Genomic DNA, 25,835 nt, shown 5'->3' with positions numbered 1-25,835 from the left:
CCGATATACCTTAGAAGTTGCCTGAAGTTAAGTGAATAAAGTATTGCTGTCAATCATTTTTCCGCAACGAATCTACGTTGATTTCCCTATGGAAATACCAATCCGCAATTAATAAATCTCGCGGATATAGATCACCGGTCCCTTTCTCACACCGAAGGTGGCACGACCCGTTGTGCTGGGCAGCCAGGCTGGCGAAATTAGCCTGATGTCGGCGCTGCCGTTGCGGCCTGCTCCAGGCGCGGCCAACACGAAGCAGCCGGCCTGCGGGCACCGACCGCCGACTAGCGTCGTGGCGACCGGCGCACCAATGACGCTCACCGCCTCCAGCGGAGCCTTGTAGTTATCGAACAGTACATTGGTCGGTGCGACGATTGTCGAGGTGTCGGTGTCGCTGATGACCCAGCGGCTGCCGTTGTAGTATTGCGCGGTCCCGCCAATCGGCAGCCTGAGCAGTTCCGAACCATGGGCATTGGCGACCACAAAACGCCCGCTGACGATCAAGATCCCGCCTTCCACCGAAGCCGATGCCGGGTTGCGCAGGGACGTGACACCGTCCGCGTCCGTTGCCCGCAGATAGATGTTGGTCGGTCCCGGCGGCGTGCCGGGATAGGCGTTGGGTAGCGTATAGGCGGTATTACTTGTTTTTGCTTCGCCTGCCACGAAAACGTCAGCCCCCACGCTGGCCGGAGGTGCCGGCAATGTGGCGGAGGTGCGCAGAGTGCCCGCTGCACCGGCTGGAGGATTCTCCTTGAGGATGCTACCCTTGCCGTCCCAAGCCTTCAGTCCGGTCTCCCGCGCGTAAGGTCCCTTGTAATTCGTTGTTATCCCCCCGGTGGCGTTTCTGGCGATGATCTGCGTTGTGAATGGCTGGCCGGAATAGACGAAGCCATTGAAATTGACAGGACAGGTCAGCGCAGAGGGACAAGTCATCCCGCCCGTGATGGCGGTATCGAAGTGATTCGGAATGAAGCGTCCGATATTGCCGCTGGTACCCTCGAGGGGAATCAACGGGTCAATCTGCTTGCCCAGGAAGTTTAAATTCATTGCCTTCAGCGTGATCACGCCAACCTCATCCCAGGCCAGATCCTTAACCGTGGCGACGCCGTTGGTGAAGTCTTTGCGGAGAATTGACGTGGCACCGGCGAGCGCCCCGTCCGAGCCGGGTTCAGGTGCCTGCCGGCTATGCGTTAGGTTGACCTTTTCCGTGTCCCTGCCGGTTCCGAGGCCGAAGCTTGGTGTTACCGCTCCCCCCTTCGTGCGCGCGGTAATAATTGCATTGAACGTCTGACCGGCCTTGACAAAAACGCCGCCCCCGCCCGTCAAGCCAGGATCCGCCGGTACCGTACCGGGATCGCAGCTGTTTGGCGTCACCAGAGCGGTACAGGGAATCACCGAAAAATCATATGGCCGCACGAGAAATGCGTTGCTCGATCCGGTCACGATGTTCACTGTGCCGGTTGTCGTCGGATCTGCAATGGCCGCTTTGGCATACAGCTTGATCTGACCCACGTCCCAGTATTTCAAGCTCAGCGAACCGTAGCCGTCCTTGTCAAACTGCACAGATACATCGCTTGCTGGATCAGGAACGCTACCCGAACCCGACACCTTAGTACCGTTTACCTCCAGGCCATTACTGCCAGACTGACAGGTATTGGGGTCGGTGCACTGATACGCAAACTTGATGGTGCTGCTCTTATTCCCGAGCAGCGAAATGCAGCGCGCCGGCGTTGTTTCCGAACTCTTCACCGCGCGTATCGTGATTGACTGAGGACTCGGCTGCAGCGCATCTGTCACATTAGAAGCCAGTCCCGCAAGCAGTGTGCCGATCTGGTCCACTGCTCCATTGGAATAAAACCGCAGTCCGGCATTACCAAACACCAGATTCTTGTCCTCGCTCGCCGCTTCCGTCGTATTGCCGTCGCTGATATCGATGTTCTGCGTGATGGCACTGCTCTGTTTCAGGCAGAGTCGTATGCCCGCCTCACCCTCAGCAAAGGTATAACTCGCCGTGCCGTTATTGCCTGTGGTTTGGATAAAACTGTTTGCACAGGCCTTCGCCGCCCCACTGGCGTCATAGCAGGTCCGGTCGCAGCTGTCCGCCGAAGATACCCAGGTGCCTGACATTGTATTGTTGGCGATATTTCGCGCCGCCAGCGTGATGCTCCGTCCACCCGCATTCACAGGCTTATGGCTGACATCGTGCGCCGTAATGGTGACCGGCTCGGCTTCGCAGGTAATTCCCGCCTCACTATGGCTGATCGCATAGTGATTCACATTGGACAGGCAGTCGTCGGAACCTAAGCGGACGCCGACAATTTCGCTCACTTTCAGGTTCGTGGCGCAAATTCCACTATCGCCGACCTCGGCGCCGTAGCTGTTCGTGTAGTCGTTATTTCTTCTGAAGGTCGTCCCGTTCGCCCCGCCAGTCACCGCGCAGGAATTGAGCGAACCTGATGCGAGAACATACCCGCCACCACCGCCACCGCCCGGTCCATGCGGCGAACCGCCACCAGTATTGTTGCCGCCCTTTCCACCGGAAGCGATCACTTTAAGTCCGGACAAGCCGCTGGCAGCATAAACCAGCACAGAGCCACCCGCCCCGCCGCCGCCGCTGCCGTCATTTCCAACACTGTCATTGCCCGCGGCACCGCTGGCATCAAAGATTCCACTTCCGGTCAGGCTCCCGGCACGCACCATGATGATGCCGCCACCGGCAGCGCCGCTGCTGGCAAAACCGTTACCCGGCGTGCCGGTGCCGTTATTCGTGGTTCCGGCACCGCCACCGCCACCGAGTATCAGCCTTGTGGCGCCTAGTCCCGGCACTTTAGCGCCACCTCTTCCTCGTCCAGGTGTGGAAGATGCACTCCAACCGTAGCCGCCAATGCCACCCGCGCCAGCATTGCCACCACCGCCCCCCCCGGTATTCCTGTCGTTGTCCGCCGGATTGTCGTCCGTTCCACCGCCACCGGCGTTGGCCGGTGCGCCCATGGCATAGCTGCCGTTGGGATACCCCTCGGCTCCGGTATTACCCAGAGTCCCATTGTTATTCACATAGCGAGGAGTACCGGCAATACCTTCGCCTTTCGAGCCATTGGCATTGTTGCTTGCCAGGGTCCGAAAATCGTTATTGGCGCCAGATCCGCCTCCCAATGTCCTGCCGCCGCCACCGCGGAAACCCTTGCCGCTGACATCCAGCGTGACACCATTCAGGTTCAATGCGCCTGCAGCATCCAACGCCAGAACCCCCCCTGTACTACCGTCCCACGCCCGCGCCGTGAGCGGGACCAGCGCCCCCGTCCATGCCGGTACACGAATGACTTGAAAACGCCGTTGACCACGGCTTGAGGTTGCTGTGGCATTGGTGTAGGCATTAACTGTTCCGCATCCCAGCCTGAGCGTACCGCCGCCAAGTCCCACCGAATTGGCTGCCACGACATATTCATACAACCCGGAATTCCCTGCACTGGTCATACCGCTGCCGTTACCGGCTGTCGCCCCTGAACCGTAGCGGGTATTGTTGGCAGCATCAATGGTGGCATCCTGCATCTGCAGGATGAGCAGCACATCTCCTCGTTCAATGGGCGTGCTCGAGCCGGTTGATGCCGCCAGCTCAATGGAGGTGGCACCCGCAGGAATGGTGGTATTGACCGAGGCAGGAGGATAGTAGGTGTTGACTACCGGATTGAAGGTGTAGTCGACAGTGATCTGAATGCTGTCGACATAGGCAGTAGTGGTCACGCCGAAGATGCGGGTCGACAGCGCCGCGCCGAAACCCGGATCGTTGATATCCGCCGCTGTCCAACTCCCGCCCCATAAATTGCTGGGACCACCGTAATCCTCGGCAGTCATAGTTGTAGGATAGGCAGTCCCTTTTGAGAGGTCGGTTGTCTGAACAACCCCGCCCTTAACGAGCCGCATCCGGAAATCCCTTGCGTCGGCGAACCATCCTTCACTAGCAGCACGCGTCACGGTGACAGTGATGCCATCGATGCTTGCGCCACCTGGAATAGCAAAGTTATACCCGGCACAACGCAGATAACTGGTTTCTGCGTAGGAAAGAAACTCTCCATTAGCAGTTGCATTGTATTGACCACTCGACTGGGCATTAGCGGGATCACTCCAGTCCTTCGATCCCGCCCCTTCAGCATTAGCACAGATGCTGGGCTCCTTTGTCAGGCTTAGTGCATTCGCAGCATCTGTCCAGACAAATGAAACGCATAGCACGATGAGAGATAACAATCCAAACCGATTTTTCATATCCGTCATCCCTACTCAAAATTTTGGACAGTAACGCAGGCATTCATGTCTGTCCTTCCTGCAGCGGAATCGCGTTCAGCTGACTATAACTTCCAGCCGACGCTCCACACGGTTCGGCTTGCCAAGCGTGCCGCTGGTCGCAACTGAAACGATGCGGTACACCTTCACGGCCTCACCGGCCTCGGTGGTCGAGGTCTCCGTGCACTCCACCACGACACTGAATTGCTGCAGATCGTCGGCCAGTCCCGGCAAAGGAGCCGAACTGGCGCAGACGCTGGGAGTCCCGAGCGCGCGATACACGCCCCACTCTATTCCCGCGCGCGCTGCCTGATATGCCCGGCTGCCCAGCACATCCTGCGCCGAGGTCGCATGCTGTGTTGTCGACAGCGTCGCCATCAGCGCCGCCAGACCCGCCAGCAAGAGCAGCAGGAAGATCGCCGCCACGATGGATACGCCGCGCTGCGCATCAAGCACCGCCCGGCGTACGATGGGGGCCGGCGAAGGATCAGGGCACATTATTGACATGGACCTCGTGATACAAAGTGACAGTTTCGTTATTCTTCTCAAGCGTGATGTGCATCGAGACCAGGCCGCTGCGCTGCGTGATGCCAGCCTCGTAGTTGAACTCGCAATCGGTCACATTGTCGGCCAGACGCGCCGAACTGCCGCCGGGATCAGCCGACTGCGCCGCAGTGATGGGGTAACCCCAGTAGCGCGTGAGCGTGCGTGCGACCAGATCGCATTTGTAGGTCACCGGCGTGTCCACCACCTGAAACCGATGGCCGGGTGAATCGAACGGAAAATCGCCGGACGTTATCACCACATTGTTCACAGTGCCGATGCTGCCGTTGTATGCGCGCCGGTTGTGCGTAGCGCCGGCATTCCCTTCATAGGCATCTGCGCCGGGCACGCCGAGGTTGTAGATCACGATCTGGTCGCCAGCGCTCATCGTTACGCCCGGGCCGATCACATCGAAACTGGTGTCCGCGTTGCGAAAATCGAGAGGATCACCGCTGCCGTCATTGGCGGTCGCCGCACGGTAGCGGCCACCGGTGCGGGTCTGCAGGAATTCGAGCACCCGGCCGCTGCCAGTAATCCGCACGCTGTTCGGCAGCGCCAGCCGTATATCTCGCGACATGCGGCGCAGCGCGGTGTCTGCGGCATCGGTCAGCTCGGCCCGCTGTGCCACGTCCATATAGGACTGGATCGGTCCACGCGCAAACAGCGCCACCATCGCGCCAGCGATGCCGGTGATGACAATCGCCACCACCGCTTCAATCAGGGTAAAGCCGCGGCTGGTCCCGGCCAGTATCGAAGGCGTCTTCATGGCGTCGGGCTGTAACGGAAGCGGTAACCAGTAAGTGTGATCGTCTCGCCATCAGGCTGTGTCACCTGCACATTGATCTTCAGCGCGCGCGAGGCGTCGGCCGCGCCGGCAAGGCCGAAGCTGTTGCCCACCTCGGCTATCCTGACCTCGGCCTTGTAATCCCCCAGCCCGGTGATCTTCTGCGTGCCATCGGTGACGGCGAAAATACCGCTGTCCATCTTGAAACCGTGATAATCGCTCACGTTGTCGAAAGGATTGTCGACAGAATGACGTGCCTCCTTCACCCCGCTGATCGTCTCCGGCCCCAACGCCTCGACTGCGGCGCATGTGCCGCTGGCAGGATCATAGGCATCCGGATCGCAGGTGGTGAACGGCTGCAGCATGATTTCTTCCAGCAGCGACTCCGCCACCGCGAGGGCCTGCTTGCGTATCATCGGGTCGGCGCTGTGCTTGACCGTGCTGCTCATCACCGACGCCAGCCCCGCCACGCCGACGCCCACGATCACGATGAACAGGATGGTCTCGATCAGCGAAATGCCGCGCTGCCGCCCTCCCCATGCGCTGGCTTGCTTAATGTACATAGCCTGTTTCCGCCTCCACCCGGATGCCGGTCGCGAAATCCGCCACCTCGATGGTCGCGCCTGCATTCGGCCGCCCCAGCGGATCGAAAGTCAGTGTGGCGGGAAATCCCCCGCCATTGAAATTCTTGAACTTGATGTTCGCATTGCGATACTTGGTATTTCCCTCGGCCATGGTATCGATCCTGTAGGGCGAGGTACCGTCTGGCCCGGCCAGGTCCATGCCGGCCGCACCGCTACAATTGGCCGGGGTGGCGGGATTGGCGGCGGCGATCCGCAGGCTGACCGTTTGCTCGGTGAAGGTCACGCAGACCATGCGGCGGCTGGCGATGGCGTTTTTCTGCGCATAGCGCAAGGCAGCCACCGTCTCGTCGTACAGGCCGCGCTCCTCGAAGCCGTGGGTGCCGAAGAAGCGCGGCACGACGAAGGCAGCCAGGATGCCGACGATGATCAGGGTGACGACCAGTTCGACCATGGTCAGCCCCTCCTGCCGGCGCGGGCTCTCGGCGGTAATAAGTACAGTCATAAGTTGCCCTGTCGGCTGCCGCATACAGTGTCGGCAGCGCATCTGCACTCACATATCGATCGGCACCAAGCGATTCCCGGTTACCGTCCAAGAGAAGCTAAAAAGCGGACGAGGGCACCGGAGTGCCCTCGTTTTTCATGCAAGTCGGTACAGCTCGCTTTCTTGCATTAGTCTTTTTGTTTAGCAACCGGATGTAGTGGTGACATACGTCGGCGGAGTCTCGACTTTGGTATTAGCATCGTACGTTGCAGCTGTGTATGCAACAGCGCAATTTCCTGGCGTTGTACCGTACTCCTTTGCCTGGCTATGGGAAATACTATTCTTATCAGTAGCCGTGACGAAATCCGTATCGGGGCTGAGGGTCAACGCCTTTCTCAGCTCACTTGCGTCCTTAGCATAACCATAATTAACGGCCACCTTGGTACCATTAATTTCAACCTCCACGCCGGTGGCAGCTGCCTTACTTGCAATACCAGCTGCCGCAGCCTTGGCATAAATCATGGTATTGGCACCGCGCATTGATGCTTCTACACCCTTCATCACGCTGCTGCGCGCATCATTACTCAGGTCCACGAACTTCGGCAGCGCCGTCGCTGCCAGAATCCCCAGAATCACAATCACGACAACCAGTTCGATAAGGGTAAAACCCGATTGCTGCTTCTTCATACCGTTTCTCCTCGGTGAAAATAAAAATCCTGTTGTTTAAAACAACCACTGCTTGTTACTGACAATTTGCTTCCGTCAAATTGGCATTGCTGTACGTCGGCGCGTATGTCGGCGATGTCGCGTCCTTCGGATTCGGCACGGTGTACGTCACCGAGCACTTGTCATGATCCTCGTCCGGCGTGACGGTGAATACCGTTCCATCGGTGGCCAGAACGAATCCCGGCATCGCCTTGCCGCCATCATCAACCAGGCCCGCTGCGCGGCCGATCGACTCCAGTGCCGCAGTCGGATAGCCATTCTGCATATCAATATTGTTGGCCGGACCTTCCATCGTGACGTCAGTATCAGGCCCCAGATTCTTGGCAAGCTGGATCGAATGCGCAAGCACCGCCCCGGCCCTGATCGACGCCAGCGCGCCGCTCATCTTCGCGATGCGCGCCTCGGTCTGAAGTGCAGCAAAGCGCGGCAAGGCAATCGCGCTGAGGACCGACAGGATGGTGATGACCACCACCAGTTCGATCAAGGTAAAACCTGCCTGTCTTTTCTGCATTTATTCCATTCCAATAATTGTTACATCCAGAAACAACGTTTGCTTCGTGGAATTATATATACCCGCGAGGAAAAATCCATGATTTGCTTGATTCCTCTCAAAACAGTTCTCGCGGGAAGGGGCAAATACAACAGGTTTCTCTATGGCATTATTATTGTAACCACCGGTAGGATTCGACCTCCAGCCGCACGCTGACAACGGGTACCGGGCCAGGGTGCGCCGGGCTGTCCGTTGCTGGTGAGGAATCGAGGCTGCCGTGCACCACCACCACCTTCAGGCGGATGCGCTTCTGTCCGGAGGAATCGGGCTGCAGGTAATCGCTGCGCACTGGCCAGTAGCTCAGTACGCGTTCGGCCGGGTCGAACTGCCAGGTACCGGAAAACTTTTCCGCCGATTCGAAATCAGCCGCGACCGAGGTGTAGGCCGGCTGCCGGTCCTCCAGCCAGTCCAGCGGGTTCTGCCGTTCCAGCGATGCATAACTGCTGGCGCGCCCTTGCGTCATCATGGTCGCCATGCGTATGCGTAGCGCACTTTTCAGGAGGCTGATCGTGTACTCGACCTTCGCCTTCTCCGCCGCCTCCTGGTAGAACGAAAGCCGGTCCAGCAGGATGGCGGCGAACACGGCAATCACCATGATTACGACCAGCAGTTCCAGCCTGGAAGACCCTTGGGCTCTTTTCATGGAAGCCATTGCCGGGAGAACGCGGTACATGGGCTGCGACACCTGGGCCTACTTGCCCATGCTTGCCTTGCCCAGATCCCAGATCGGCAGGAACACGCCGAGCGCGAGGATCAGCACCAGGATGCCGAGGCCGGTGATCAGGATCGGCTCGATCTGCGCCGACAGCGTCTTCAGTTCGTAATCGACCTCGCGCTCATACATGGCGGCGATCTCGTCCATCAGGTCGTCGATGGCGCCGGTCTCTTCGCCGACCGCGATCATCTGCAGCACGACCGGGGTGAAGACGCCGGAGGCCACCGAGGTGCGCAGGATGGTTTCGCCGCGCTCGACGCCGTCGCGCATCTGCTCGACACGGCTGGAAATGTAGGCGTTGTCGACCGTCTGCGCGACCACGTTCAGGCCCTGCACGATCGGCACGCCGCTCTTGCTGGCCAGCGCGAAGCTGCGCGCGAAGCGCGACAGCGCGCCCTTGAGCAGGATCTTGCCGACGATGGGCAGGCGCAGCTTGACCTTGTCCCACTGGAAGCGCCCCTTGGGCGTGCCGATATAGGTCTTGAACGCGATGCCGGCGCCGGCGATCGCTGCAAGCAGGAACGGCCAATACTCGACAGTGAAATTGGAGGTGCCGAGCAGGATCCGCGTCATGAGCGGCAGCTCGGCATTGAAGCCTGCGAACACTTTCGCAAATGCCGGGATGACGAAGATGTTGATGACCGCGATAGCGACCACCATCGCAACCACCACGAAGATCGGGTAGCGCAATGCGGTTTTCACGCGCTCGCGCATGTCGCGCTCGAATTCGAGGTGGTCGAACAGGCGCAGGAAGATTTCATCCATCCGTCCGGTAGTCTCGCCGACGCGTACCATGCTGAGGTAGAAGGACGAAAACACGTCCGGATGGCGGCGCATCGCCGCCGACAGTTCCCGGCCCGCATCGAGCGATTCGCGCAGGTCCTTGACGACGCGCGCAAACGACTTGTTGATTGCGGATTCCTGCAGGCCGGCCAGGCCGCGCATGATGGGCACGCCGGATTTGAGCAGGGTGTAGAGCTGGCGGCTGAACAGCTGCACGTCGATCGACCGTATCTTCGGTTCGGTCAGCCTGGTCCACCAGTTGTCGGCCCCGTCCACGACCGGCTTCCTGGTCGGGACGATTTCGATCGGCGTGACGCCGGTGCTGAAAAGCTGATCGGCGACGCCGCCGCTGTCGGCGCTTTCCAGCACGCCCTGCAGCAGTTCGCCGCGCGCGTTGCGGCCTTTGTATGCGAAATATGGCACGTTGCTTCCTGCGTTATGGGCTTAAGCCGCGAGCGGGCGGCTCTTGCCGCCTTCAGTCGACTTGATTGCTGATCCGCATGGCTTCGCTGACCGTGGTCTTACCCCCGACGACCAGCGCGACCGCATGCCGCCGCAGGGTCTGCCCCGCCATCTGGGCCTGCGCCACTTTCATGAAGTGGGCGGGGTCCTGGTGGTTGGCGGCCTCGGCAACCGCTTCCGTCATCTCCAGCATTTCATAGACGCCGGTACGTCCACGATAACCGGTGCCGTTGCAATGCGAACAGCCCCGTCCATGGAAGTACTTGCGCTGGGTGACGGTGTCGCCCAGTTCGGCCTTCAGCCACTCCTGCTCGGTCGGCTTCAGCGTGTAGGGCTCGACGCAGCTTTCGCAGATCACCCGCACCAGCCGCTGCGCCAGCACCGCCTGCAGCGAGGTGGCGACCATGTACGGCGGCACGCCCATGTCCAGCAGACGCACCGGCGTGCTGACCGCATCGTTGGTATGCAGAGTGGAAAGGACCAGGTGGCCGGTGAGCGCGGCGCGCATGCCGATCTGCGCGGTTTCCTGGTCGCGCATCTCGCCCACCAGCACCACGTCCGGGTCTTGCCGCAAGGCCGCGCGCAGCACGCGGGCGAAGGTCAGCTCGATTTTTTCATTGACCTGGACCTGGTTAATCCCCGGCAGCCGGTATTCCACCGGGTCCTCGACGGTGATCAGCTTTCTGTCCACGCTGTTCAGTTCCGACAGCGCGCCATACAGGGTCGTGGTCTTGCCGCTGCCGGTCGGGCCGGTCACGAGGACCAGTCCGTTCGGACGCTCGAGGATTGCGCGGAATCGTTTGACCATGCCTGGCGGCATGCCGATCGAATCCAGTTTCAGGGTGCCGCCGCTCTGGTTCAGCAGACGCATGACGACCGATTCGCCGTACTGCGTCGGCATGGTAGAGATACGCACGTCCACCTGCGTCTGCTTGACCTTGACCGCGAAGCGGCCGTCCTGCGGCAGGCGTTTTTCGGAAATATCGAGGCCGGACATCAGCTTCAGGCGCAGCGCCAGCGCCTGCGCGATCTTGATGTCGGCTTCGGTCTGCAGGTGCAGCATGCCGTCGATGCGGAAGCGGATCTGCAGCCGGCTTTCCTGCGGCTCGATATGGATGTCGGACGCACGGACCTGGGTCGCATCGTCGAACACTGACTGCAGCAGCTTGACGACCGGCGCTTCCTCGATGCCGGGCGTCCCGCCCAGCGCACCGAAGTCCACGCTGGCATCGCCCAAATCCTGCTCCAGCTCACGCGCAAAGTCGGTGATTTCGTCGGTGCGTCGGTAGAGGCGGTCGATGGTCTGCAGCAGCTCGCCCTCGTTGACCACCGCCAGCTCGATGCTGCGCTTGACCGAGCGCGCGATCTCATCATAGGCGAAGAGGTCAGTAGGATCGGCCAAACCGATCAGCAGCGTGCTGCCGCGATCTTCCAGCGCGATTGCCCGGAAGCGGCGCGCCTGCGTTTCCGGCAGCATACGCACCACTTCCGGCCGAATGTTATAGAACTTGAGATTGATGTAAGGAATGTTGAGCTGCTTGGCGAGCGCGCTGGAAATCTGCTCTTCGGTGACGAAACCGTTTTCGATGAAGACGCGCCCGAGCTTGCGACCGGTGCGTTTCTGCTCGCCAAGGGAAAATTGCAGTTGCTCTTCGGACAGCAACTTTTGCTGTACCAGAATCTCGCCCAGTCGGACCTTTTCCGGCCGTGCCATACGCGCTCCTTCCTGAAATCACCCGCGTATTTTAGCCAGATTCGACTTTCTGTAGCGAATTGTTTTTATTGGGAAATTTAATATCCGGTCAGCTATTGAGCGCTTGCCGGAAGTCTTCCAGAAGGTCGTCTGTGTCTTCGATACCTACCGAAACCCGGATCAGCGATTCTGCAATTCCCATGCTGGCGCGCCGCTCTGACCCCATCTCGTAGAAGATCGTATGGGCCACGGGAATCACCAATGTCCTTGTGTCGCCAAGATTGCTGGCCGGCACGCCCAGCTTCAACCGATTGAGGTAATCGAAGCAATCGATCCCCTCTTTCAGTTCGAAACTGAACAAGCTGCCATAGGCACGGAACAGGTCCTTGGCAAGCTGATGCTGAGGATGCGACGCAAGGCCGGGATAGTAGACCGCTGCGACGCGATCGTCAGCTTGCAGCATGCTGGCGATCGCAAGCGCGTTGGCACATTCCCGCTCCAGTCGCAATGCCATCGTCTCGGCACCGACAGCGATGTGATGCGCGGCTTCCGGGCCCAGCGCACCGCCGAAGTCACGCAGGCTCTTCGCACGGATCTGCGCCAGCCCCCATTGCGGCGTGGCGAAGCGCTTGTAGTTATCGAAGATATTGGGATAGCACGACCAGTCGAACAGACCGGTATCGGTCAGGCTCCCGCCCAATGCATTGCCGTGGCCTCCAATCGACTTCGTCAGCGCGTTCACCACCAGGCTGGCACCGACCATCTTCGGCCGGAAGAGGTAGGGCGAGGTCATCGTGTTATCGACGACGTACAGAATGCCGCGATCGCGGCAAAGCTGGCCGATACGCTTCAAGTCCGCAATCTGCGTGCGCGGGTTGGCGATGGTTTCCACGAACACCATGCGGGTCGCCGGTGTCAATGCAGCTTCAACATTGCGGACGTCGGTCGCGTCGACCATCGACACGTCCACTCCCAAGCCCGCCACGGTCTGCCACAGGCTGTTCGTATTACCGAACAGGAACGATGACGACACCACATGATCGCCTTCGCGCAGCAGTGCCTGGGTGACCGCTGCGATGGCCGCCATGCCAGTGGAGAAACAGACGGTACCGAAGCCCTGCTCCATCTTCGTCACTTTATCTTCCAGTGCCGAGACGGTCGGATTGCCCTGGCGGCCGTAGCGATATCCGGGCTGTTTTCCCTGGAACACTTCCGCCAGCTGGCGTGCATCCCGATAGCCGAAGGTGACGGAGGTATGGACAGGCTTGTGCAGGGATCCGTGCTCGATCGGCTTCTGGCGATCGCTATGCAGGATGGTCGTGGTAAAGCCGTATTTTTTCGTGTCAGTCATGATCAATAAAAAACCCGTTTAGCAATGCGCTAAACGGGTTGATGAATCTTGCATCCCCTTTAGCTGCACTTGTTTTGGATAAATCGTCTTATCCTGGCGCCCGCAAGCAGATTCAAATCGGCGCGCGCTAAATCGTATCGCAAAAAAACAATCGCGTCGAACCGCTAGAGCCGTTTCAGCCCGGCAGGATTCGCAAAAGAAAAACCCGCTGCCCTCGCAGGCAACGGGTTTGCGCGACCATGGCAGCGATTAGTCTACGCGTGCCAGATTCAGGTTCAGCTGCGAACGAACTGCATCTTCGTTCACCGGCTTCGGATTGTTCCGCGCAAATTCCAGCCGGTCCAAATAATCCCGGGAAATATCGCCCGTCACATAAACACCGTCAAAGCAGGATGCCTCAAAGCTCTTCAGCGTCGGATTCACATCCGAGATCGAGCGCTTCAGCGCATCGACATCCTGATAAACCAATGCGTCGGCGGTAATCTCGCGGCACACTTCTTCCTCGGTGCGGCCATAAGCGATCAACTCATTACGTGTCGGCATGTCGATACCGTACACGTTCGGGAACATTACCGGCGGCGCCGCGGACGCGAAGATCACGCTCTTCGCACCGGAGTCGCGTGCCATCTGCACGATCTCGCGGCTGGTGGTACCGCGCACAATGGAGTCATCGACGAGCAGCACGTTCTTGCCCTTGAATTCGGCGCCGATTGCGTTGAGCTTCTGGCGCACGGATTTACTGCGGTGTGCCTGCCCTGGCATGATGAAAGTGCGGCCGATATAGCGGTTCTTGATAAAGCCTTCCCGGTAGTCCAGATTGAGCTTGAGCGCCAGTTCCATGGCAGCCGGGCGGGAGGAGTCTGGAATCGGCATCACCACGTCGATATCGCCAGTGGAGAATTGCTTTTTGATCTTCTCGGCCAGGTACTCGCCCATTTTCAGGCGAGTCGCATAAACCGATGCGCCGTCGATCACGGAGTCAGGGCGTGCCAGATAAACATACTCGAACGCACATGGGCTGAGCACGGGATTGTCTGCACATTGCTGGTTATAGAGCTTGCCGTCCAGATCGATGAAGATCGCCTCGCCGGGCATCACGTCGCGCAGGAAGCGGAAACCCAGCCCTTCAAGCGCGACCGACTCACTCGCCAGTATGTACTCAGGCCCCTTTTCGGTGTCGTTGAAGCCAATGCACAGCGGACGAATGCCGAACGGATCACGGAAGGCCAGCAAGCCATAACCGGCAATCTGTGCCACCACCGCGTAGGAACCGCGCACCCGCTTGTGCACCATCGACACCGCCTTGAACAGCGCGGTGGGGTCAAGCGAATATCCCGTGGTTGCCTGCTGGATTTCGTGCGCCAGCACATTCAGCAGCACTTCCGAGTCGGAGTCCGTGTTGATATGGCGACGGTCATTCTGGAACATCTCGACCTTGAGCTGCTCCCAGTTGGTGAGGTTGCCGTTATGCGCAAGAATGATGCCGAAAGGCGCGTTCACGTAAAACGGCTGCGCTTCTTCTTCACTCGCAGATCCGGCAGTCGGATAGCGGACCTGGCCGATACCTGCGTTACCCGGCAGAGAGCGCATATTGCGGGTACGGAAGACGTCGCGCACCAAGCCGTTGGCCTTGTGCATCGAGAACGTATTGCCATGATTGGTTGCGATACCCGCTGCGTCCTGACCGCGATGCTGCAGCAACAACAGCGCATCGTAAATCAGTTGATTGACTGGGCCATGAGAAACAACGCCAACAATGCCACACATGGTGGACTCCTCATTGAAACAATTTAAAACTGCACATGCCGCGCGACATCGCCCGGCAGGAACGGCTTCACGGTACGCGCTGCAGTCTCTGCCAGCGGACTCAACAAAGCCTCTTTCCAGAATGGCTGCTGCGGTATCGCGGTCATGCCGCACACCAGCACGACTGCCAACACAATCACCACGCCTCGCCCCAAGCCGAACAGTCCTCCGAGGCCTCGATCTGCCAGTGTCAGGCCGGCGGCCTTGATCAATGCATCGATTGCCATCGTCAGCAGCATCATCAGCAACCTGACGCCGATGAACAATGCCAGGAACGCGACGATCAGCCGCGTTACATTTCCGGGCACCATATCGGGCAACCAGCTCGCCAAATCCTCTCCGTAGGCATTCGCCACCACAAACGAGACGATCCAGCTCAGCAGCGACAATATTTCTTTCACCAGTCCGCGCAAGGTGCTGATCACAATGGAGCAGATCAGAACGAACAGCACCAGATAATCAAAGATCGTCACAACGGCCCGTTATTTCATCAAACGGGCACGACGGTGCCGTTCAGCCCCAGCTTGACAATCTTTGTGCGAACCTTCTCGGCCTCTTCCTTGCTGGAGAACGGTCCCACACGGATGCGCGTGCGCTCTCCGGATTCGGTCGCGACCTTTTGCGTATATGACTTGATACCAGCCTGCTTCAGCTTGGCCTGCAGCTCGTCTACTTTGTCCTTGGTCGCCAATGCCGCAACCTGGATGACGAATTTGCCACTGTTCTTGTCCACTGACTTTGGATCGGGCTTCCCTTCAAGAAGTGCCCGCGCGCGCGCACTGTCGTCAGCATGCTCCGCCGGTTTCACGTCAGCCTTGGGCGTTGGCGCGAGCTGCGTAGCAGGATTCGGTTTGTCGGCTTCCTTGGCTTTGGCCGGCGCCGGAGGCGGGGATGCCGGGCGCTGTGCCGGCGGCGCCTTGGCTTGTGTCGGTGCGGGATCGACAATCTCTTCAGCGGCATCAAGGGAAGAATCCGGCTGACGATCGGTGGACACAGCCGCCGGCTTGGCATCAGCGGACTTTGCAGACTTGTCTTTGGAGGGGATCTGGATCGCGATGTCGTCCGCCAGCGGTTTTGGTTCGGAATCGAGGATCATCGGAAGGCCGATGACTGCAGCCAGTACCAAGGCGATGGCACCGATAAGACGCCGGCGAGCGCGCTTCTTTTCCGGCAGAACCGGGTCGGCGGGTGTATTGCTCTGCGCGCTCTTGCGTTTTGTCCGGCTGCGGACCGCCTGGGACTCTTCCTCGGCACGCGAATAGAACGCGGTGTCGTCGGAAGCGGATTCTTGCTTGTTTTTGCGAAGGATCGAGAACAAGCTCATGCGATAAAAATAAAATCCATCAATCAGATTCGGACGCGGCCTTGATAAAACAGCAGGTCAATCAAGACTGCCCTTCGGATTTCATGGCTTCCATCACGCCAGCAACCGTGAGGAAGGATCCGAAAACCGCAATTCTATCATTCTCGTCGGCCCTGCTTCTCGCGCACCTGAATGCCTCTGCCGGCGATGTGAAAGTTTCAATGCTTCGCTCTGCACCGGGAGTCGTTTGCGGAACGACTCCTGCATCGAGCAGTTCCTGTTTCAATTGTTCCGCGGTGGCCGCCCTCGGCAACGGCAAGTCTGTCACATACCAGTGGTCGACGCGGTCCTTCAGGTGCTTGATTACTCCCTCGACATCCTTGTCCTGCATGGCGCCGAAGACAGCGAAGGTATAGCGGTGAAAACCCATGTTATCGAGGTTTTGCGCCAGCGTCGCTGCGGCATGCGGGTTGTGTGCGACGTCGAGGATGACGCTCGGCCGTCCCGGCAGAACCTGGAACCTGCCCGGCAGCTCGACCATGACAAGCCCATTGCGCACTTCCTGTGCGCCGACAGGCAGGCGATTGCGCAGCGCCTCCAGTGCTGCAAGCGCAGCCGAAGCATTAAGCAACTGATTTGCACCGCGCAGGCTCGGGTAGCCAAGCGAATTTCGCCGTTGGCCGCGTCCGCCGTAATTCCATTGCTGCTTGTCGCCGGAATAATTGTAATCGTGGCCAAACAGCCATAAATCAGCGCCGATTGCCTTTGCATGGTCGATCAGGGATTGCGGCGGCACAGGGTCGCCGCAAATTGCAGTGCGGCCGGGACGGAAAATGCCGGCCTTCTCGAAGCCGATCTGTTCGCGCGTATTGCCGAGGTACTCGGTGTGGTCGATATCAACGCTGGTTACGATGGCCACATCGGCATCGATCACATTGACTGCATCCAAGCGACCGCCGAGCCCGACTTCGAGTATCACTGCATCGAGCTGGACCTGCGCGAAAAGCCGGAGGATGGCGAGCGTCGTGAATTCGAAGTAAGTCAGCGAAATATCGCCGCGACTGGCCTCGACAGCAGTGAATTGCTCGGTGAGCGACTCATCGGATACTGGCTCGCCATTGAGACGCGCCCGCTCGTTGAAATCCAGCAGATGAGGCGAGGTATACAGCCCGACGCGGTAACCGGCCTGCATCAGGATCGACTCCAGCATCGCGCAGGTCGACCCCTTGCCGTTGGTGCCGCCGACGATGATGACTGGGCAATCAAAGTGAATCCCCAGCCGCTCTTTCACCTGGGCGACCCGCTCCAGACCCATGTCGATGGCTTTGGGATGCATTTTCTCCAACAGGGCGAGCCAGTCCGGGAGTGTGGCAGGAAGGTTTTGCATGGCGAGATGAAATCGGAAGCTGAAATTAAAAAGCCCGGACTGCGGTAGGTCCGGGCTTGCGAATGACCTGTACTACTTAGGCCAGGACTTCTGCGGGCTGGTTCTGCAGCAGAGCGAGCAAACGCGCAATTTCTTCACGCATCTTGCGGCGGTCCACGATCATGTCGACCGCACCCTTTTGCACGAGGAACTCGGCGCGCTGGAAGCCTTCCGGCAGTTTCTCGCGGACAGTGTTTTCAATCACGCGCGGGCCGGCAAATCCGATCAATGCCTTGGGCTCGGCAATGACAACATCGCCCATGAAAGCGAAGGATGCGGACACGCCGCCCATGGTCGGGTCGGTCAGCACCGAGATGAACGGCAGCTTCTTCTCGGACAGCTTGGTCAGCATTGCAGTGGTCTTCGCCATCTGCATCAGCGACAGCAGACCTTCCTGCATACGTGCACCGCCGGTGGCAGTAATGCAGATAAACGGCACTTTCTGCTCAAGTGCAGTCTGCGCACCGCGTGCAAAGCGTTCGCCAACGACCGAGCCCATCGAGCCGCCCATGAATTCGAACTCGAAGCAGGCGACAACGACCGGCAGGGTCATGATGGAACCACCCATGACCACCAGCGCATCGGTTTCGCCAGTTGCTTCCATCGCGTCCTTCAGACGGTCAGGATACTTTTTGCTGTCCTTGAACTTGAGCGAATCGATCGGCAAGGCTTCCTGGCCGATTTCATAGCGGCCGCCGGCATCAAGCAGCGCGTCCAGCCGCTCGCGCGCACGGATGCGCAGATGATGATCGCACTTCGGGCAGACATGGATATTCGATTCAAGGTCGGTACGGTACAAAACCGCTTCGCACGACGGGCACTTGACCCAGAGGCCTTCCGGCACCGATTTGCGGTTTGCGGAATCAGAGCGCTGAATGCGCGGGGGAAGCAGTTTCTCAAGCCAGCTCATTGTTGGGACCTTTTCTCAATTTTTTGCTTGCGGCATTGTACCGCCGGCCTTGCCTTGCGCCAATATCGCGATGGAATGGCAGTTTGCCAACAAACTTATTCATCCAGTGCTTTACGGATTCCTGCAATAAAACTTTGCACTGCCTGCACTGCCTTGTCGCGCGGTGTATTTTCCAGTTCCTGAATGATGCGACTGCCAATTACCACCGCATCAGAAACCGAGGCGATTGCCTTCGCCGTTTCTGCGTCACGTATCCCAAAACCAACACCGACTGGTACCGTAACGTGCTTCTTAATCTCCGGAATCTTTGACGCTACTGCGCCCAAGTCCAGATGTCCGGAACCGGTAACGCCTTTCAGTGACACGTAGTATACGTAGCCACTTGCAATTTCACCAACTTTTGCAATTCTTTCATCCGTCGATGTAGGCGCGAGCAGGAAAATCGGATCAAGGCCGCTCTCTTTCAGAGATGCAGCGAAGTCCTGGCACTCTTCCGGCGGATAGTCGACAACGAGTACACCATCGACGCCTGCTTGCCTGGCCGCGTCAATGAACGCCTGTACGCCCATGTGTTCGATCGGATTGGCATAGCCCATCAGGACAACCGGCGTGGTCTGGTTGCTCGCCCTGAATTCCGTCACAAACTGCAACACGCGACGCATGCCGACGCCATTTGCCAAGGCCCGTTCCGATGCGCGCTGAATGACAGGCCCGTCAGCCATTGGATCAGAGAAAGGCACGCCCAGTTCGATGATGTCCGAGCCCCCGGCAACCAAGGCGTGCATCAATGGGACAGTCAATTCGGGTGCCGGATCACCTGCAGTGATAAACGGGATCAGGCCTTTCTTGTTTTTTGCTGCCAGCGCGGCCAACGTTGTTTTAATTCTGGACATGGTGAAATTTGCTCTTATAGGAGGTTCCGGTAGATGCCGGAACCTGTTGTCGCCACGGTCTCGTCAAACGGACCGCATTCGTCGAATCAAAAGATGGATGCCATGCAAAGCCAGCTCAGAGCTTCTTCTTCATGCGCTCTGCCACGGTATGCATGTCCTTGTCGCCGCGCCCGGACAGATTGGCCAGAATAATTTTGTCTTTCGGCAAAGTGGCCGCGAATTTGGCTGCATACGCGAGTGCATGGCTGGACTCGAGCGCGGGAATGACAGGCCCGTCAGCCATTGGATCAGAGAAAGGCACGCCCAGTTCGATGATGTCCGAGCCCCCGGCAACCAAGGCGTGCATCAATGGGACAGTCAATTCGGGTGCCGGATCACCTGCAGTGATAAACGGGATCAGGCCTTTCTTGTTTTTTGCTGCCAGCGCGGCCAACGTTGTTTTAATTCTGGACATGGTGAAATTTGCTCTTATAGGAGGTTCCGGTAGATGCCGGAACCTGTTGTCGCCACGGTCTCGTCAAACGGACCGCATTCGTCGAATCAAAAGATGGATGCCATGCAAAGCCAGCTCAGAGCTTCTTCTTCATGCGCTCTGCCACGGTATGCATGTCCTTGTCGCCGCGCCCGGACAGATTGGCCAGAATAATTTTGTCTTTCGGCAAAGTGGCCGCGAATTTGGCTGCATACGCGAGTGCATGGCTGGACTCGAGCGCGGGAATGATGCCTTCGATACGGCAGCAATTATGGAAGGCTTCTAGTGCTTCATCGTCGCTGATGGCGACGTACTGCGCACGCCCTGCATCCTTTAGCCATGCATGCTCAGGGCCGACGCCCGGGTAATCAAGGCCGGCCGAGACAGAATGCGTCTCGATAATCTGACCGTCTTCGTCTTGCAGCAGGTACGTGCGGTTACCATGCAGGACACCCGGTGAACCGGCGATCAGCGAAGCCGAATGCCGCCCCGTCTCCAGACCGTCTCCCGCTGCTTCGACACCAATCAACTGCACGTCGCGGTAATCGATATAGGGATAGAAAATGCCCATGGCATTGGAACCGCCACCAACGCAAGCCACCACATAATCCGGTTGGCGCCCCGTCATTTCCGGCATCTGCTCGATGCATTCATTGCCGATCACCGACTGGAAATCGCGCACCATCATCGGATACGGATGCGGTCCCGCCACCGTACCAATGATGTAGAAAGTGTTCTCGACATTCGTGACCCAGTCACGCATTGCTTCATTGAGCGCATCCTTGAGGGTCTTTGACCCGGACTCCACCGGCACGACCTTGGCGCCGAGTAGTTCCATGCGATACACGTTTTGCACCTGGCGCTTGACGTCCTCGCTGCCCATGTAGATTACGCACTCTAGGCCGAAACGCGCACAGATGGTTGCCGTTGCCACACCATGCTGCCCTGCGCCGGTCTCCGCGATGACGCGCGGCTTGCCCATGCGCTTGGCAAGCAGTGCCTGACCGATAACGTTATTGATCTTGTGTGCACCGGTGTGATTGAGGTCTTCGCGCTTGAAGTAGATCTGCGCGCCACCCATCATCTCGGACCAGCGTTTTGCGTGGTAAATCGGGCTCGGACGACCGACGAAATGCTTCAGTTCATTTTCAAACTCAGCCCGGAAATCCGGATCGCTGCGGAAGTGCGCATAACCTTCCTTCAACTGGGTCAGTGCATGGGTGAGTGTTTCAGAAACAAAACTTCCGCCGTAAGGACCAAAGTGTCCGCGGGAATCGGGAAGGTTGTAATGTGCGGCCTGATGCAAAGCCGTGGTCGGCATTGCCTGGCGCTCGGCAAAATTCTCAAGCGCGTTCAGTTCTTTCATGGTGATTCTCTCAACGTTTAAGTCAGTGAAGCGTCCGCCTGGCGCACGGCGCCGATGAAGGCGCGAATCTTGGCGGGGTCCTTGATGCCCTTGGACAGCTCCACGCCGCTGCTGATATCGACGGCGTGAGGACGTACCTGAAGCACAGCCTCAGTTGCGTTTTGCACGCTCAATCCACCACTTAAAACGACCCGAGGCGCGAGCTCTTTTGGAATGAGAGACCAATCGAAAACCTTTCCACCGCCGCCGTAACCCTCGACATAGGCATCGAGCAGCAAGCCGGAGAAAAGCTTGCTGGCGGCGCGATAATTTCGTTCGTATTCTAGCAAATTGGCGCCTGTCATCCCTTGCCCCATCCGTACTGCACGGAGAAATGGCCGATTGACGGCATGGGCGATGGCACAACATTGATCGACGGTTTCATCGCCATGAAATTGCAGCAGGGAAACCGGTGCCTGACGCAAGACGGCTTCTGCCTCCGCTTGCGCAATATTCACAAACAGCCCCACCGTCGTGACGAAAGGGGGCGCCGCCGCAATGAGATCTGCCGCGACCGATGCGTTTATGTAGCGGGGACTCTTTTCATAAAAGACAAAACCAATGGCGTCGGCGCCGGCTGCAGTCGCAGAAAGCATATCCTCCGCACGTGTCAGGCCGCAAATTTTGATTCGGGTGCGATGGTTCATTGGTTAATCGGAGTTGGTGGAACCGGCCTATTATGCACGCATTGAAGGGCTGGGGAAGTCACAGCCATGGCAGAGGATTGTCGGGCGATTGGGGAAGTCCCCACTTTGTATCGTATGCAATCTTTGCAAGGTATAGGCCGTCCGGCATGAAGGTCGGTGCGGCACGACTGCGATCGCGGCTTTCCAGTATCTCTTTCACCCACTCCGGACGCTGATTGCCATTGCCAACCACGATCAGCGACCCAACGATGTTACGTACCATATGGTGTAGAAAGGCATTCGCTGTGAGCGTGACAACGATGATATCTCCGCGTCGGGCGATACGGATATCCTGCATTGTCTTGACCGGCGATTTTGCCTGGCATTCCGCGGCCCGGAAAGCAGAGAAATCGTGTGTCCCCAGCAGGTGAGTCGCAGCGGCCTGCATCAGATCGACATCCAGCGGTCGAAAAACCCAGCCAACCCTGCCTGCCAGAAGAGGCGAACGTACCGGGTGGTTGTAGATAACGTAATGGTAGGTGCGTGCACTGGCACTGAACCGGGCATGAAACCCGTCCGGGGAATCCCCCGCAACCTCGCACGCCCAACGCACTGCAATGGATAGCGGAAGAAACGCGTTGACCCCACGTACCCACGAAAACATCTCGCGGCTGAGCTCCGTATCGAAATGGACCACCTGCTCCAGTGCGTGAACCCCCGCATCCGTCCGACCGGCACAGGTCGTGGCAAGATCCACCAGGGCAAAGCGCTTCATTGCCGCCTCCAGGGTGTCCTGTACCGTACCTCCGGACGGCTGGGTCTGCCAGCCCCGCCATGACATGCCATCGTATTGAACACCAAGAGCAATGCGTTTCAACTCAACTCCGATATCTAAATGCAGAAAACGAAACGGGCGCAAGCAATGCCTGCGCCCGTTTGCCAAGTCGATTTCCGATTATGCAAGCTCAAGCAACAGGGACTTAGCCTTCTCGGTTTGCTCCGGCGTGCCACCTTTGAGCACTTCATCCAGCAACTCGCGGGCACCTTCCTTGTCGCCAATCTCCTGATAGGCAATAGCAAGATCCAACTTGGTTGCCATCTCCGTGCTGCTCGAGGAGGACTCGTCGAAGGTGGACAGATCCATTGGCTGGTTCAAATCAAGCGACGGCTTGTCGCCGCCGACCGACGATTGCAGATCAAGATTAATACCAGACAAGTCAAAATCCATGGACTCTGGTTCGGCTTCCGCCTTGGCAGGTGCAGCTGACGCAGTGTCCTCCAGACCCGGAATGCTAAGTTCGAGCGGTGGCACATCGGCTTGCGGTGTTCCGATATCGAGTGCCACGTCATTCGCTTTCGGCGTTGCCGCTGGCTTCACTTCGTCGAGCGAGAACTCCAGATCTGGAACATCAGGAATCGAAGGAGCTGGTTCAACTTTCGACTCTGTCGGCTGCGGAGCAGGTTCAGCCACCGGCTCTGGCTTGGACTCACCCGGCACGTCAAGGAAGTCGAAATCAATCGATGCCAAATCCGCAGGCGGTTCGGCCGGAGCCGGACGCGGGATCGTATTTGGCACAGCCATGTCCTGCATGCCTTCGAGATCGAAATCCAGCTCGTTGGAAGAAACGCTCGATGCAGGAGAAGGCACTTCAGGCTCTGACGCCGGCTCCGGTTCCGGGGTCGGCTGAACCGGCTTTGCGACAGCAACACCCGTATTACCAAAGTAGGACGTATCGGCCGCGTCCAGAACGCTCGAACTATCCATTGATGGCGTGCCCGGTTGCGTGCTCGACAACAGTGTTGCCAGTCCCTGCTCCTCAAGCGGCTGCGTCGGCGCCACCAACACACTTTGCGCCGCGGACTTGTCAACCTTGCCGCCCGCATATAAGGGGTTTTTCGGGTCGAGATCGATTCCCATTGCCGCAGCCTGAGCCCAGTCCTCGCCCTCACCCTTGGTCAAGCCATACAGCTCGGTTGCCATTGTCTCGAATGCGCGCAGGTCCTTGCGGTTGGAGTAGATCTCAAGCAGTTTCACCCTGACGGCATGACGTTCCGGCTGGGTGCGGAGCGCCTCCTTCAGAATTTCCTCGGCCTGTGCATCGCGACCATAGGCAATGTACACATCCGCCTCGGCGACCGGATCGACTTCGTTGGTATCCAGCTGGCTGGCCGATGGCGCAAAGCTCGAATTGAACACACTGTTATTGGTGTCCACGCTCTGGCCACCAGTCGAGCCGAACAGTGAATTTGCCTTCAGGCTTGAGTCGGAAATCATGCTGTCGTCAAATGCCTTGGTTTGCTTCTGGCGACGGGCACGGTAAACGCCCAGCGCACCCAGCGCAACCAACAGTGCACCGACGCCCGGCAGGATCAGTGGATTTTCCAGCAACTCATCCACAAAGCTCATCTCGGGCTCTGGCGGGGGCGTAGTGACGGGTTTTGGTTTCGCAACCGGCGTAGCTTTCGCGACCGGAGGTGCAACCGGTGCTTGCTCTTCCGCCTTGCCTTCGGCCGTCTTGGCCGCTTCATCCGCTTGCGGAGTCTCTGCAGGAGCGGCAGGTGCCTGGGCGGTGCCAGCTGACGGCGCTGCGGGTGCAGGAGCTGATGACGTTGCTTCAGTTGCAGCAGGTTTGGCGTCCTTCGCGGCCTCGGCCTGCTTCTGCTGCTCGGCAAGGCTCTTGTTCTTGACCTCGAGCACCTTCTGCAGGTCGGTAACGTTCTTCTCGAGTTCTTTTACGCGTGCAGCGGCTTCGGCTGCTGCCTTTTCTTTGGCAATCTTGTCTTCGACGGTTGCAGCACCGGAGCCAGCCTTGTCGGCATTGGCACCAGGTGCTGGCATTGTGTTGGAGAGCTTGAGCTTGTCCTTCGCGTCACTTGCCGGCGTTGGCTGCTCTTCCACCTTCGCGGTGATCTTGCCTCCTGCGCTCTGTTTCGATTCTGCAGATTTTTGTGCATCAGCGGCGGCAACCTGCCCGGCGAGTTTGCTGCGATAGTTGTTGAAATCGGCCGCTTGAGCAACAACGATGCCACGTGCCTCTGGCTTGCTGATGGAACGTGCAGCATCTTCGCTTGGTACAGACAGGATCCGCCCTGCCTTCAAACGATTCATGTTACGCCCAGCGAAAGCTTCCGGATTGGCTTGGTAAAGTGCGACCAACATTTGGTCAAGCGACACGCCGCTTGGTTTGATTGCGCCAGCAATCTTGGCTAGCGTATCACCACGTTGAACGCGTACTTCCTCGGCAGCACCGCCTTCGCCAGGCTTTGCTGCCACTGCATTCCCTTGCGGCGGTTGCTGTGCAGGCTGCTGAGCTGGCGCCGGCTTCTCATTCTTTTGCGGCGCGGCAGTTTGGGCCGCCGGTTGATTCGCTTGTGCCTGCTGAGGGGCTTGTGCCGGCGCAGCTGGCGCCTTCGTTACCGGCGCAGGAGTGGGGGCAGTCGGCGCGACTTGTGCAGACTGCGTCGTACGCAAGTCGGGCGGGTCAAGCAGGAAAGTATATTCGCGCACGAGGCGACCGTTCGGGCCGCTCAATTCCAGCAACAAATCTACGAAAGGTTCGTTAATCGGCTGACTGGAAGTCATGCGGATAAACTGGCGTCCGTTACGTTGCTCAATCGAGATACGCAACGCGGACATCGAGGCACTGAAATCGATATTCGCTTGCTGGAATGCCTCCGGAGAAGCAATTTTCGCAGTCAGCGCGCCCACTTCATCTTTCGATACCGAGGTCAGCTCGATTTCGGCTCGCAAGGGCTGCCCCAATGCTGAGAGAACCGTCAACTTCCCAAGAGCAGCGGCGTACGCATTGGAAAACAACAGTGCCGAAGCAACAGCGGCAGTAAGCGTCTTCAAATTAAACGAGCCAAACGTTGGGCGGTTTTTATTTGAATGCATTTTAGATGGCATAGAGGGCATTCCGTCTGCGTATCTGATGGAGAACAAGTACCGCCCAATTTAACATTGTTCGGAGGAACTTTCACCATATCATCATGGACTTACGCGTGCAAGTGTAACTAACTTGCGAAGAAGTGTAATCAACTTGCCAC

General features: G+C 58.4%; 21 protein-coding genes and 1 pseudogene. All 22 read right to left on the bottom strand.

What is annotated here, in order from left to right; genetic code table 11:
• Nucleotides 1-108: 108 nt before the first annotated feature.
• Complete coding sequence (locus ACYVIA_RS10080; RefSeq protein WP_460840363.1) at nucleotides 109-4,266, bottom strand: DUF6701 domain-containing protein; 4,158 nt, start codon at nucleotides 4,264-4,266, stop codon at nucleotides 109-111.
• A 66-nt stretch (nucleotides 4,267-4,332) separates the two neighbouring features.
• Nucleotides 4,333-4,782, bottom strand: coding sequence for a hypothetical protein (locus ACYVIA_RS10075; protein ID WP_460840362.1), 450 nt, complete (start codon nucleotides 4,780-4,782; stop codon nucleotides 4,333-4,335).
• Nucleotides 4,763-5,584 (bottom strand): PulJ/GspJ family protein, encoded by an 822-nt coding sequence (locus ACYVIA_RS10070; protein WP_460840361.1) that lies wholly within the window; start codon nucleotides 5,582-5,584, stop codon nucleotides 4,763-4,765. Before ACYVIA_RS10070 ends, ACYVIA_RS10075 begins: the two co-directional genes overlap by 20 nt.
• Complete coding sequence (locus ACYVIA_RS10065) at nucleotides 5,581-6,165, bottom strand: type IV pilus modification PilV family protein (RefSeq protein WP_460840359.1); 585 nt, start codon at nucleotides 6,163-6,165, stop codon at nucleotides 5,581-5,583. The genes ACYVIA_RS10070 and ACYVIA_RS10065 overlap by 4 nt, the downstream gene beginning before the upstream one ends.
• Nucleotides 6,155-6,688 (bottom strand): prepilin-type N-terminal cleavage/methylation domain-containing protein, encoded by a 534-nt coding sequence (locus tag ACYVIA_RS10060; protein ID WP_460840357.1) that lies wholly within the window; start codon nucleotides 6,686-6,688, stop codon nucleotides 6,155-6,157. The genes ACYVIA_RS10065 and ACYVIA_RS10060 overlap by 11 nt, the downstream gene beginning before the upstream one ends.
• 180 nt (nucleotides 6,689-6,868) lie before the next feature.
• Complete coding sequence (locus tag ACYVIA_RS10055; RefSeq protein WP_460840355.1) at nucleotides 6,869-7,354, bottom strand: type II secretion system protein; 486 nt, start codon at nucleotides 7,352-7,354, stop codon at nucleotides 6,869-6,871.
• Between the two features lie 55 nt (nucleotides 7,355-7,409).
• Nucleotides 7,410-7,904, bottom strand: a complete 495-nt coding sequence (locus ACYVIA_RS10050; RefSeq protein ID WP_460840353.1) for a prepilin-type N-terminal cleavage/methylation domain-containing protein — start codon at nucleotides 7,902-7,904, stop codon at nucleotides 7,410-7,412.
• A gap of 151 nt (nucleotides 7,905-8,055) precedes the next feature.
• Complete coding sequence (locus tag ACYVIA_RS10045) at nucleotides 8,056-8,586, bottom strand: hypothetical protein (protein WP_460840351.1); 531 nt, start codon at nucleotides 8,584-8,586, stop codon at nucleotides 8,056-8,058.
• Nucleotides 8,587-8,634: 48 nt separating this feature from the next.
• The gene (locus tag ACYVIA_RS10040) at nucleotides 8,635-9,864 is read right to left on the bottom strand and encodes a type II secretion system F family protein (protein ID WP_460840349.1); all 1,230 of its coding nucleotides are present in this window, start codon (nucleotides 9,862-9,864) and stop codon (nucleotides 8,635-8,637) included.
• 52 nt (nucleotides 9,865-9,916) lie between these two features.
• Complete coding sequence (locus tag ACYVIA_RS10035) at nucleotides 9,917-11,617, bottom strand: GspE/PulE family protein (protein WP_460840348.1); 1,701 nt, start codon at nucleotides 11,615-11,617, stop codon at nucleotides 9,917-9,919.
• Between the two features lie 88 nt (nucleotides 11,618-11,705).
• The gene (locus ACYVIA_RS10030) at nucleotides 11,706-12,947 is read right to left on the bottom strand and encodes a cystathionine gamma-synthase family protein (RefSeq protein ID WP_460840346.1); all 1,242 of its coding nucleotides are present in this window, start codon (nucleotides 12,945-12,947) and stop codon (nucleotides 11,706-11,708) included.
• 249 nt (nucleotides 12,948-13,196) lie between these two features.
• Entirely contained in the window at nucleotides 13,197-14,714 is a 1,518-nt protein-coding gene (gene purF / locus ACYVIA_RS10025) for an amidophosphoribosyltransferase (RefSeq protein WP_460840345.1), read from the bottom strand.
• Nucleotides 14,715-14,737: 23 nt separating this feature from the next.
• Complete coding sequence (locus ACYVIA_RS10020; RefSeq protein ID WP_460840341.1) at nucleotides 14,738-15,226, bottom strand: CvpA family protein; 489 nt, start codon at nucleotides 15,224-15,226, stop codon at nucleotides 14,738-14,740.
• A 17-nt stretch (nucleotides 15,227-15,243) separates the two neighbouring features.
• Nucleotides 15,244-16,077, bottom strand: coding sequence for an SPOR domain-containing protein (locus tag ACYVIA_RS10015; RefSeq protein WP_460840339.1), 834 nt, complete (start codon nucleotides 16,075-16,077; stop codon nucleotides 15,244-15,246).
• Nucleotides 16,078-16,138: 61 nt separating this feature from the next.
• Nucleotides 16,139-17,443 carry a bifunctional tetrahydrofolate synthase/dihydrofolate synthase gene (folC, locus tag ACYVIA_RS10010; protein WP_460840337.1) on the bottom strand — a complete coding sequence of 435 codons (1,305 nt, stop codon included), beginning with the start codon at nucleotides 17,441-17,443 and terminating at the stop codon, nucleotides 16,139-16,141.
• Between the two features lie 76 nt (nucleotides 17,444-17,519).
• Nucleotides 17,520-18,392 carry an acetyl-CoA carboxylase, carboxyltransferase subunit beta gene (gene accD / locus ACYVIA_RS10005; protein ID WP_460840334.1) on the bottom strand — a complete coding sequence of 291 codons (873 nt, stop codon included), beginning with the start codon at nucleotides 18,390-18,392 and terminating at the stop codon, nucleotides 17,520-17,522.
• Between the two features lie 95 nt (nucleotides 18,393-18,487).
• Nucleotides 18,488-19,285, bottom strand: a complete 798-nt coding sequence (trpA, locus tag ACYVIA_RS10000; protein WP_460840332.1) for a tryptophan synthase subunit alpha — start codon at nucleotides 19,283-19,285, stop codon at nucleotides 18,488-18,490.
• 205 nt (nucleotides 19,286-19,490) lie between these two features.
• Nucleotides 19,491-19,739 (bottom strand): annotated as a pseudogene (locus ACYVIA_RS09995) (tryptophan synthase subunit alpha); the annotation flags it as partial.
• Nucleotides 19,740-19,854: 115 nt separating this feature from the next.
• Nucleotides 19,855-21,123 (bottom strand): tryptophan synthase subunit beta, encoded by a 1,269-nt coding sequence (gene trpB, locus ACYVIA_RS09990; RefSeq protein ID WP_460840331.1) that lies wholly within the window; start codon nucleotides 21,121-21,123, stop codon nucleotides 19,855-19,857.
• 17 nt (nucleotides 21,124-21,140) lie between these two features.
• A complete protein-coding gene (locus ACYVIA_RS09985) occupies nucleotides 21,141-21,809 on the bottom strand; it encodes a phosphoribosylanthranilate isomerase (RefSeq protein ID WP_460840329.1) in 669 nt (222 codons plus the stop codon).
• Nucleotides 21,810-21,867: 58 nt separating this feature from the next.
• Nucleotides 21,868-22,665, bottom strand: a complete 798-nt coding sequence (gene truA / locus ACYVIA_RS09980) for a tRNA pseudouridine(38-40) synthase TruA (RefSeq protein WP_460840536.1) — start codon at nucleotides 22,663-22,665, stop codon at nucleotides 21,868-21,870.
• Between the two features lie 78 nt (nucleotides 22,666-22,743).
• Nucleotides 22,744-25,683, bottom strand: a complete 2,940-nt coding sequence (locus ACYVIA_RS09975; RefSeq protein WP_460840327.1) for a FimV/HubP family polar landmark protein — start codon at nucleotides 25,681-25,683, stop codon at nucleotides 22,744-22,746.
• Between the last annotated feature and the right edge of the window lie 152 nt (nucleotides 25,684-25,835).

It is taken from the genome of Noviherbaspirillum agri (assembly GCF_054780595.1).
Note: the sequence above shows the minus strand (reverse complement) of the source record. Positions and strands in the feature narration are given on the sequence as shown.

Excerpts from the sequence above, each read along its gene's own strand:
- ACYVIA_RS10080 (WP_460840363.1), bottom strand. The coding sequence starts at position 4,266 with ATGACGGATATGAAAAATCGGTTTGGATTGTTATCTCTCATCGTGCTA.
- ACYVIA_RS10075 (WP_460840362.1), bottom strand. The coding sequence starts at position 4,782 with ATGTCAATAATGTGCCCTGATCCTTCGCCGGCCCCCATCGTACGCCGG.
- ACYVIA_RS10070 (WP_460840361.1), bottom strand. The coding sequence starts at position 5,584 with ATGAAGACGCCTTCGATACTGGCCGGGACCAGCCGCGGCTTTACCCTG.
- ACYVIA_RS10065 (WP_460840359.1), bottom strand. The coding sequence starts at position 6,165 with ATGTACATTAAGCAAGCCAGCGCATGGGGAGGGCGGCAGCGCGGCATT.
- ACYVIA_RS10060 (WP_460840357.1), bottom strand. The coding sequence starts at position 6,688 with ATGACTGTACTTATTACCGCCGAGAGCCCGCGCCGGCAGGAGGGGCTG.
- ACYVIA_RS10055 (WP_460840355.1), bottom strand. The coding sequence starts at position 7,354 with ATGAAGAAGCAGCAATCGGGTTTTACCCTTATCGAACTGGTTGTCGTG.
- ACYVIA_RS10050 (WP_460840353.1), bottom strand. The coding sequence starts at position 7,904 with ATGCAGAAAAGACAGGCAGGTTTTACCTTGATCGAACTGGTGGTGGTC.
- ACYVIA_RS10045 (WP_460840351.1), bottom strand. The coding sequence starts at position 8,586 with ATGAAAAGAGCCCAAGGGTCTTCCAGGCTGGAACTGCTGGTCGTAATC.
- ACYVIA_RS10035 (WP_460840348.1), bottom strand. The coding sequence starts at position 11,617 with ATGGCACGGCCGGAAAAGGTCCGACTGGGCGAGATTCTGGTACAGCAA.
- ACYVIA_RS10030 (WP_460840346.1), bottom strand. The coding sequence starts at position 12,947 with ATGACTGACACGAAAAAATACGGCTTTACCACGACCATCCTGCATAGC.
- purF (WP_460840345.1), bottom strand. The coding sequence starts at position 14,714 with ATGTGTGGCATTGTTGGCGTTGTTTCTCATGGCCCAGTCAATCAACTG.
- ACYVIA_RS10015 (WP_460840339.1), bottom strand. The coding sequence starts at position 16,077 with ATGAGCTTGTTCTCGATCCTTCGCAAAAACAAGCAAGAATCCGCTTCC.
- folC (WP_460840337.1), bottom strand. The coding sequence starts at position 17,443 with ATGCAAAACCTTCCTGCCACACTCCCGGACTGGCTCGCCCTGTTGGAG.
- accD (WP_460840334.1), bottom strand. The coding sequence starts at position 18,392 with ATGAGCTGGCTTGAGAAACTGCTTCCCCCGCGCATTCAGCGCTCTGAT.
- trpA (WP_460840332.1), bottom strand. The coding sequence starts at position 19,285 with ATGTCCAGAATTAAAACAACGTTGGCCGCGCTGGCAGCAAAAAACAAG.
- trpB (WP_460840331.1), bottom strand. The coding sequence starts at position 21,123 with ATGAAAGAACTGAACGCGCTTGAGAATTTTGCCGAGCGCCAGGCAATG.
- ACYVIA_RS09985 (WP_460840329.1), bottom strand. The coding sequence starts at position 21,809 with ATGAACCATCGCACCCGAATCAAAATTTGCGGCCTGACACGTGCGGAG.
- ACYVIA_RS09975 (WP_460840327.1), bottom strand. The coding sequence starts at position 25,683 with ATGCATTCAAATAAAAACCGCCCAACGTTTGGCTCGTTTAATTTGAAG.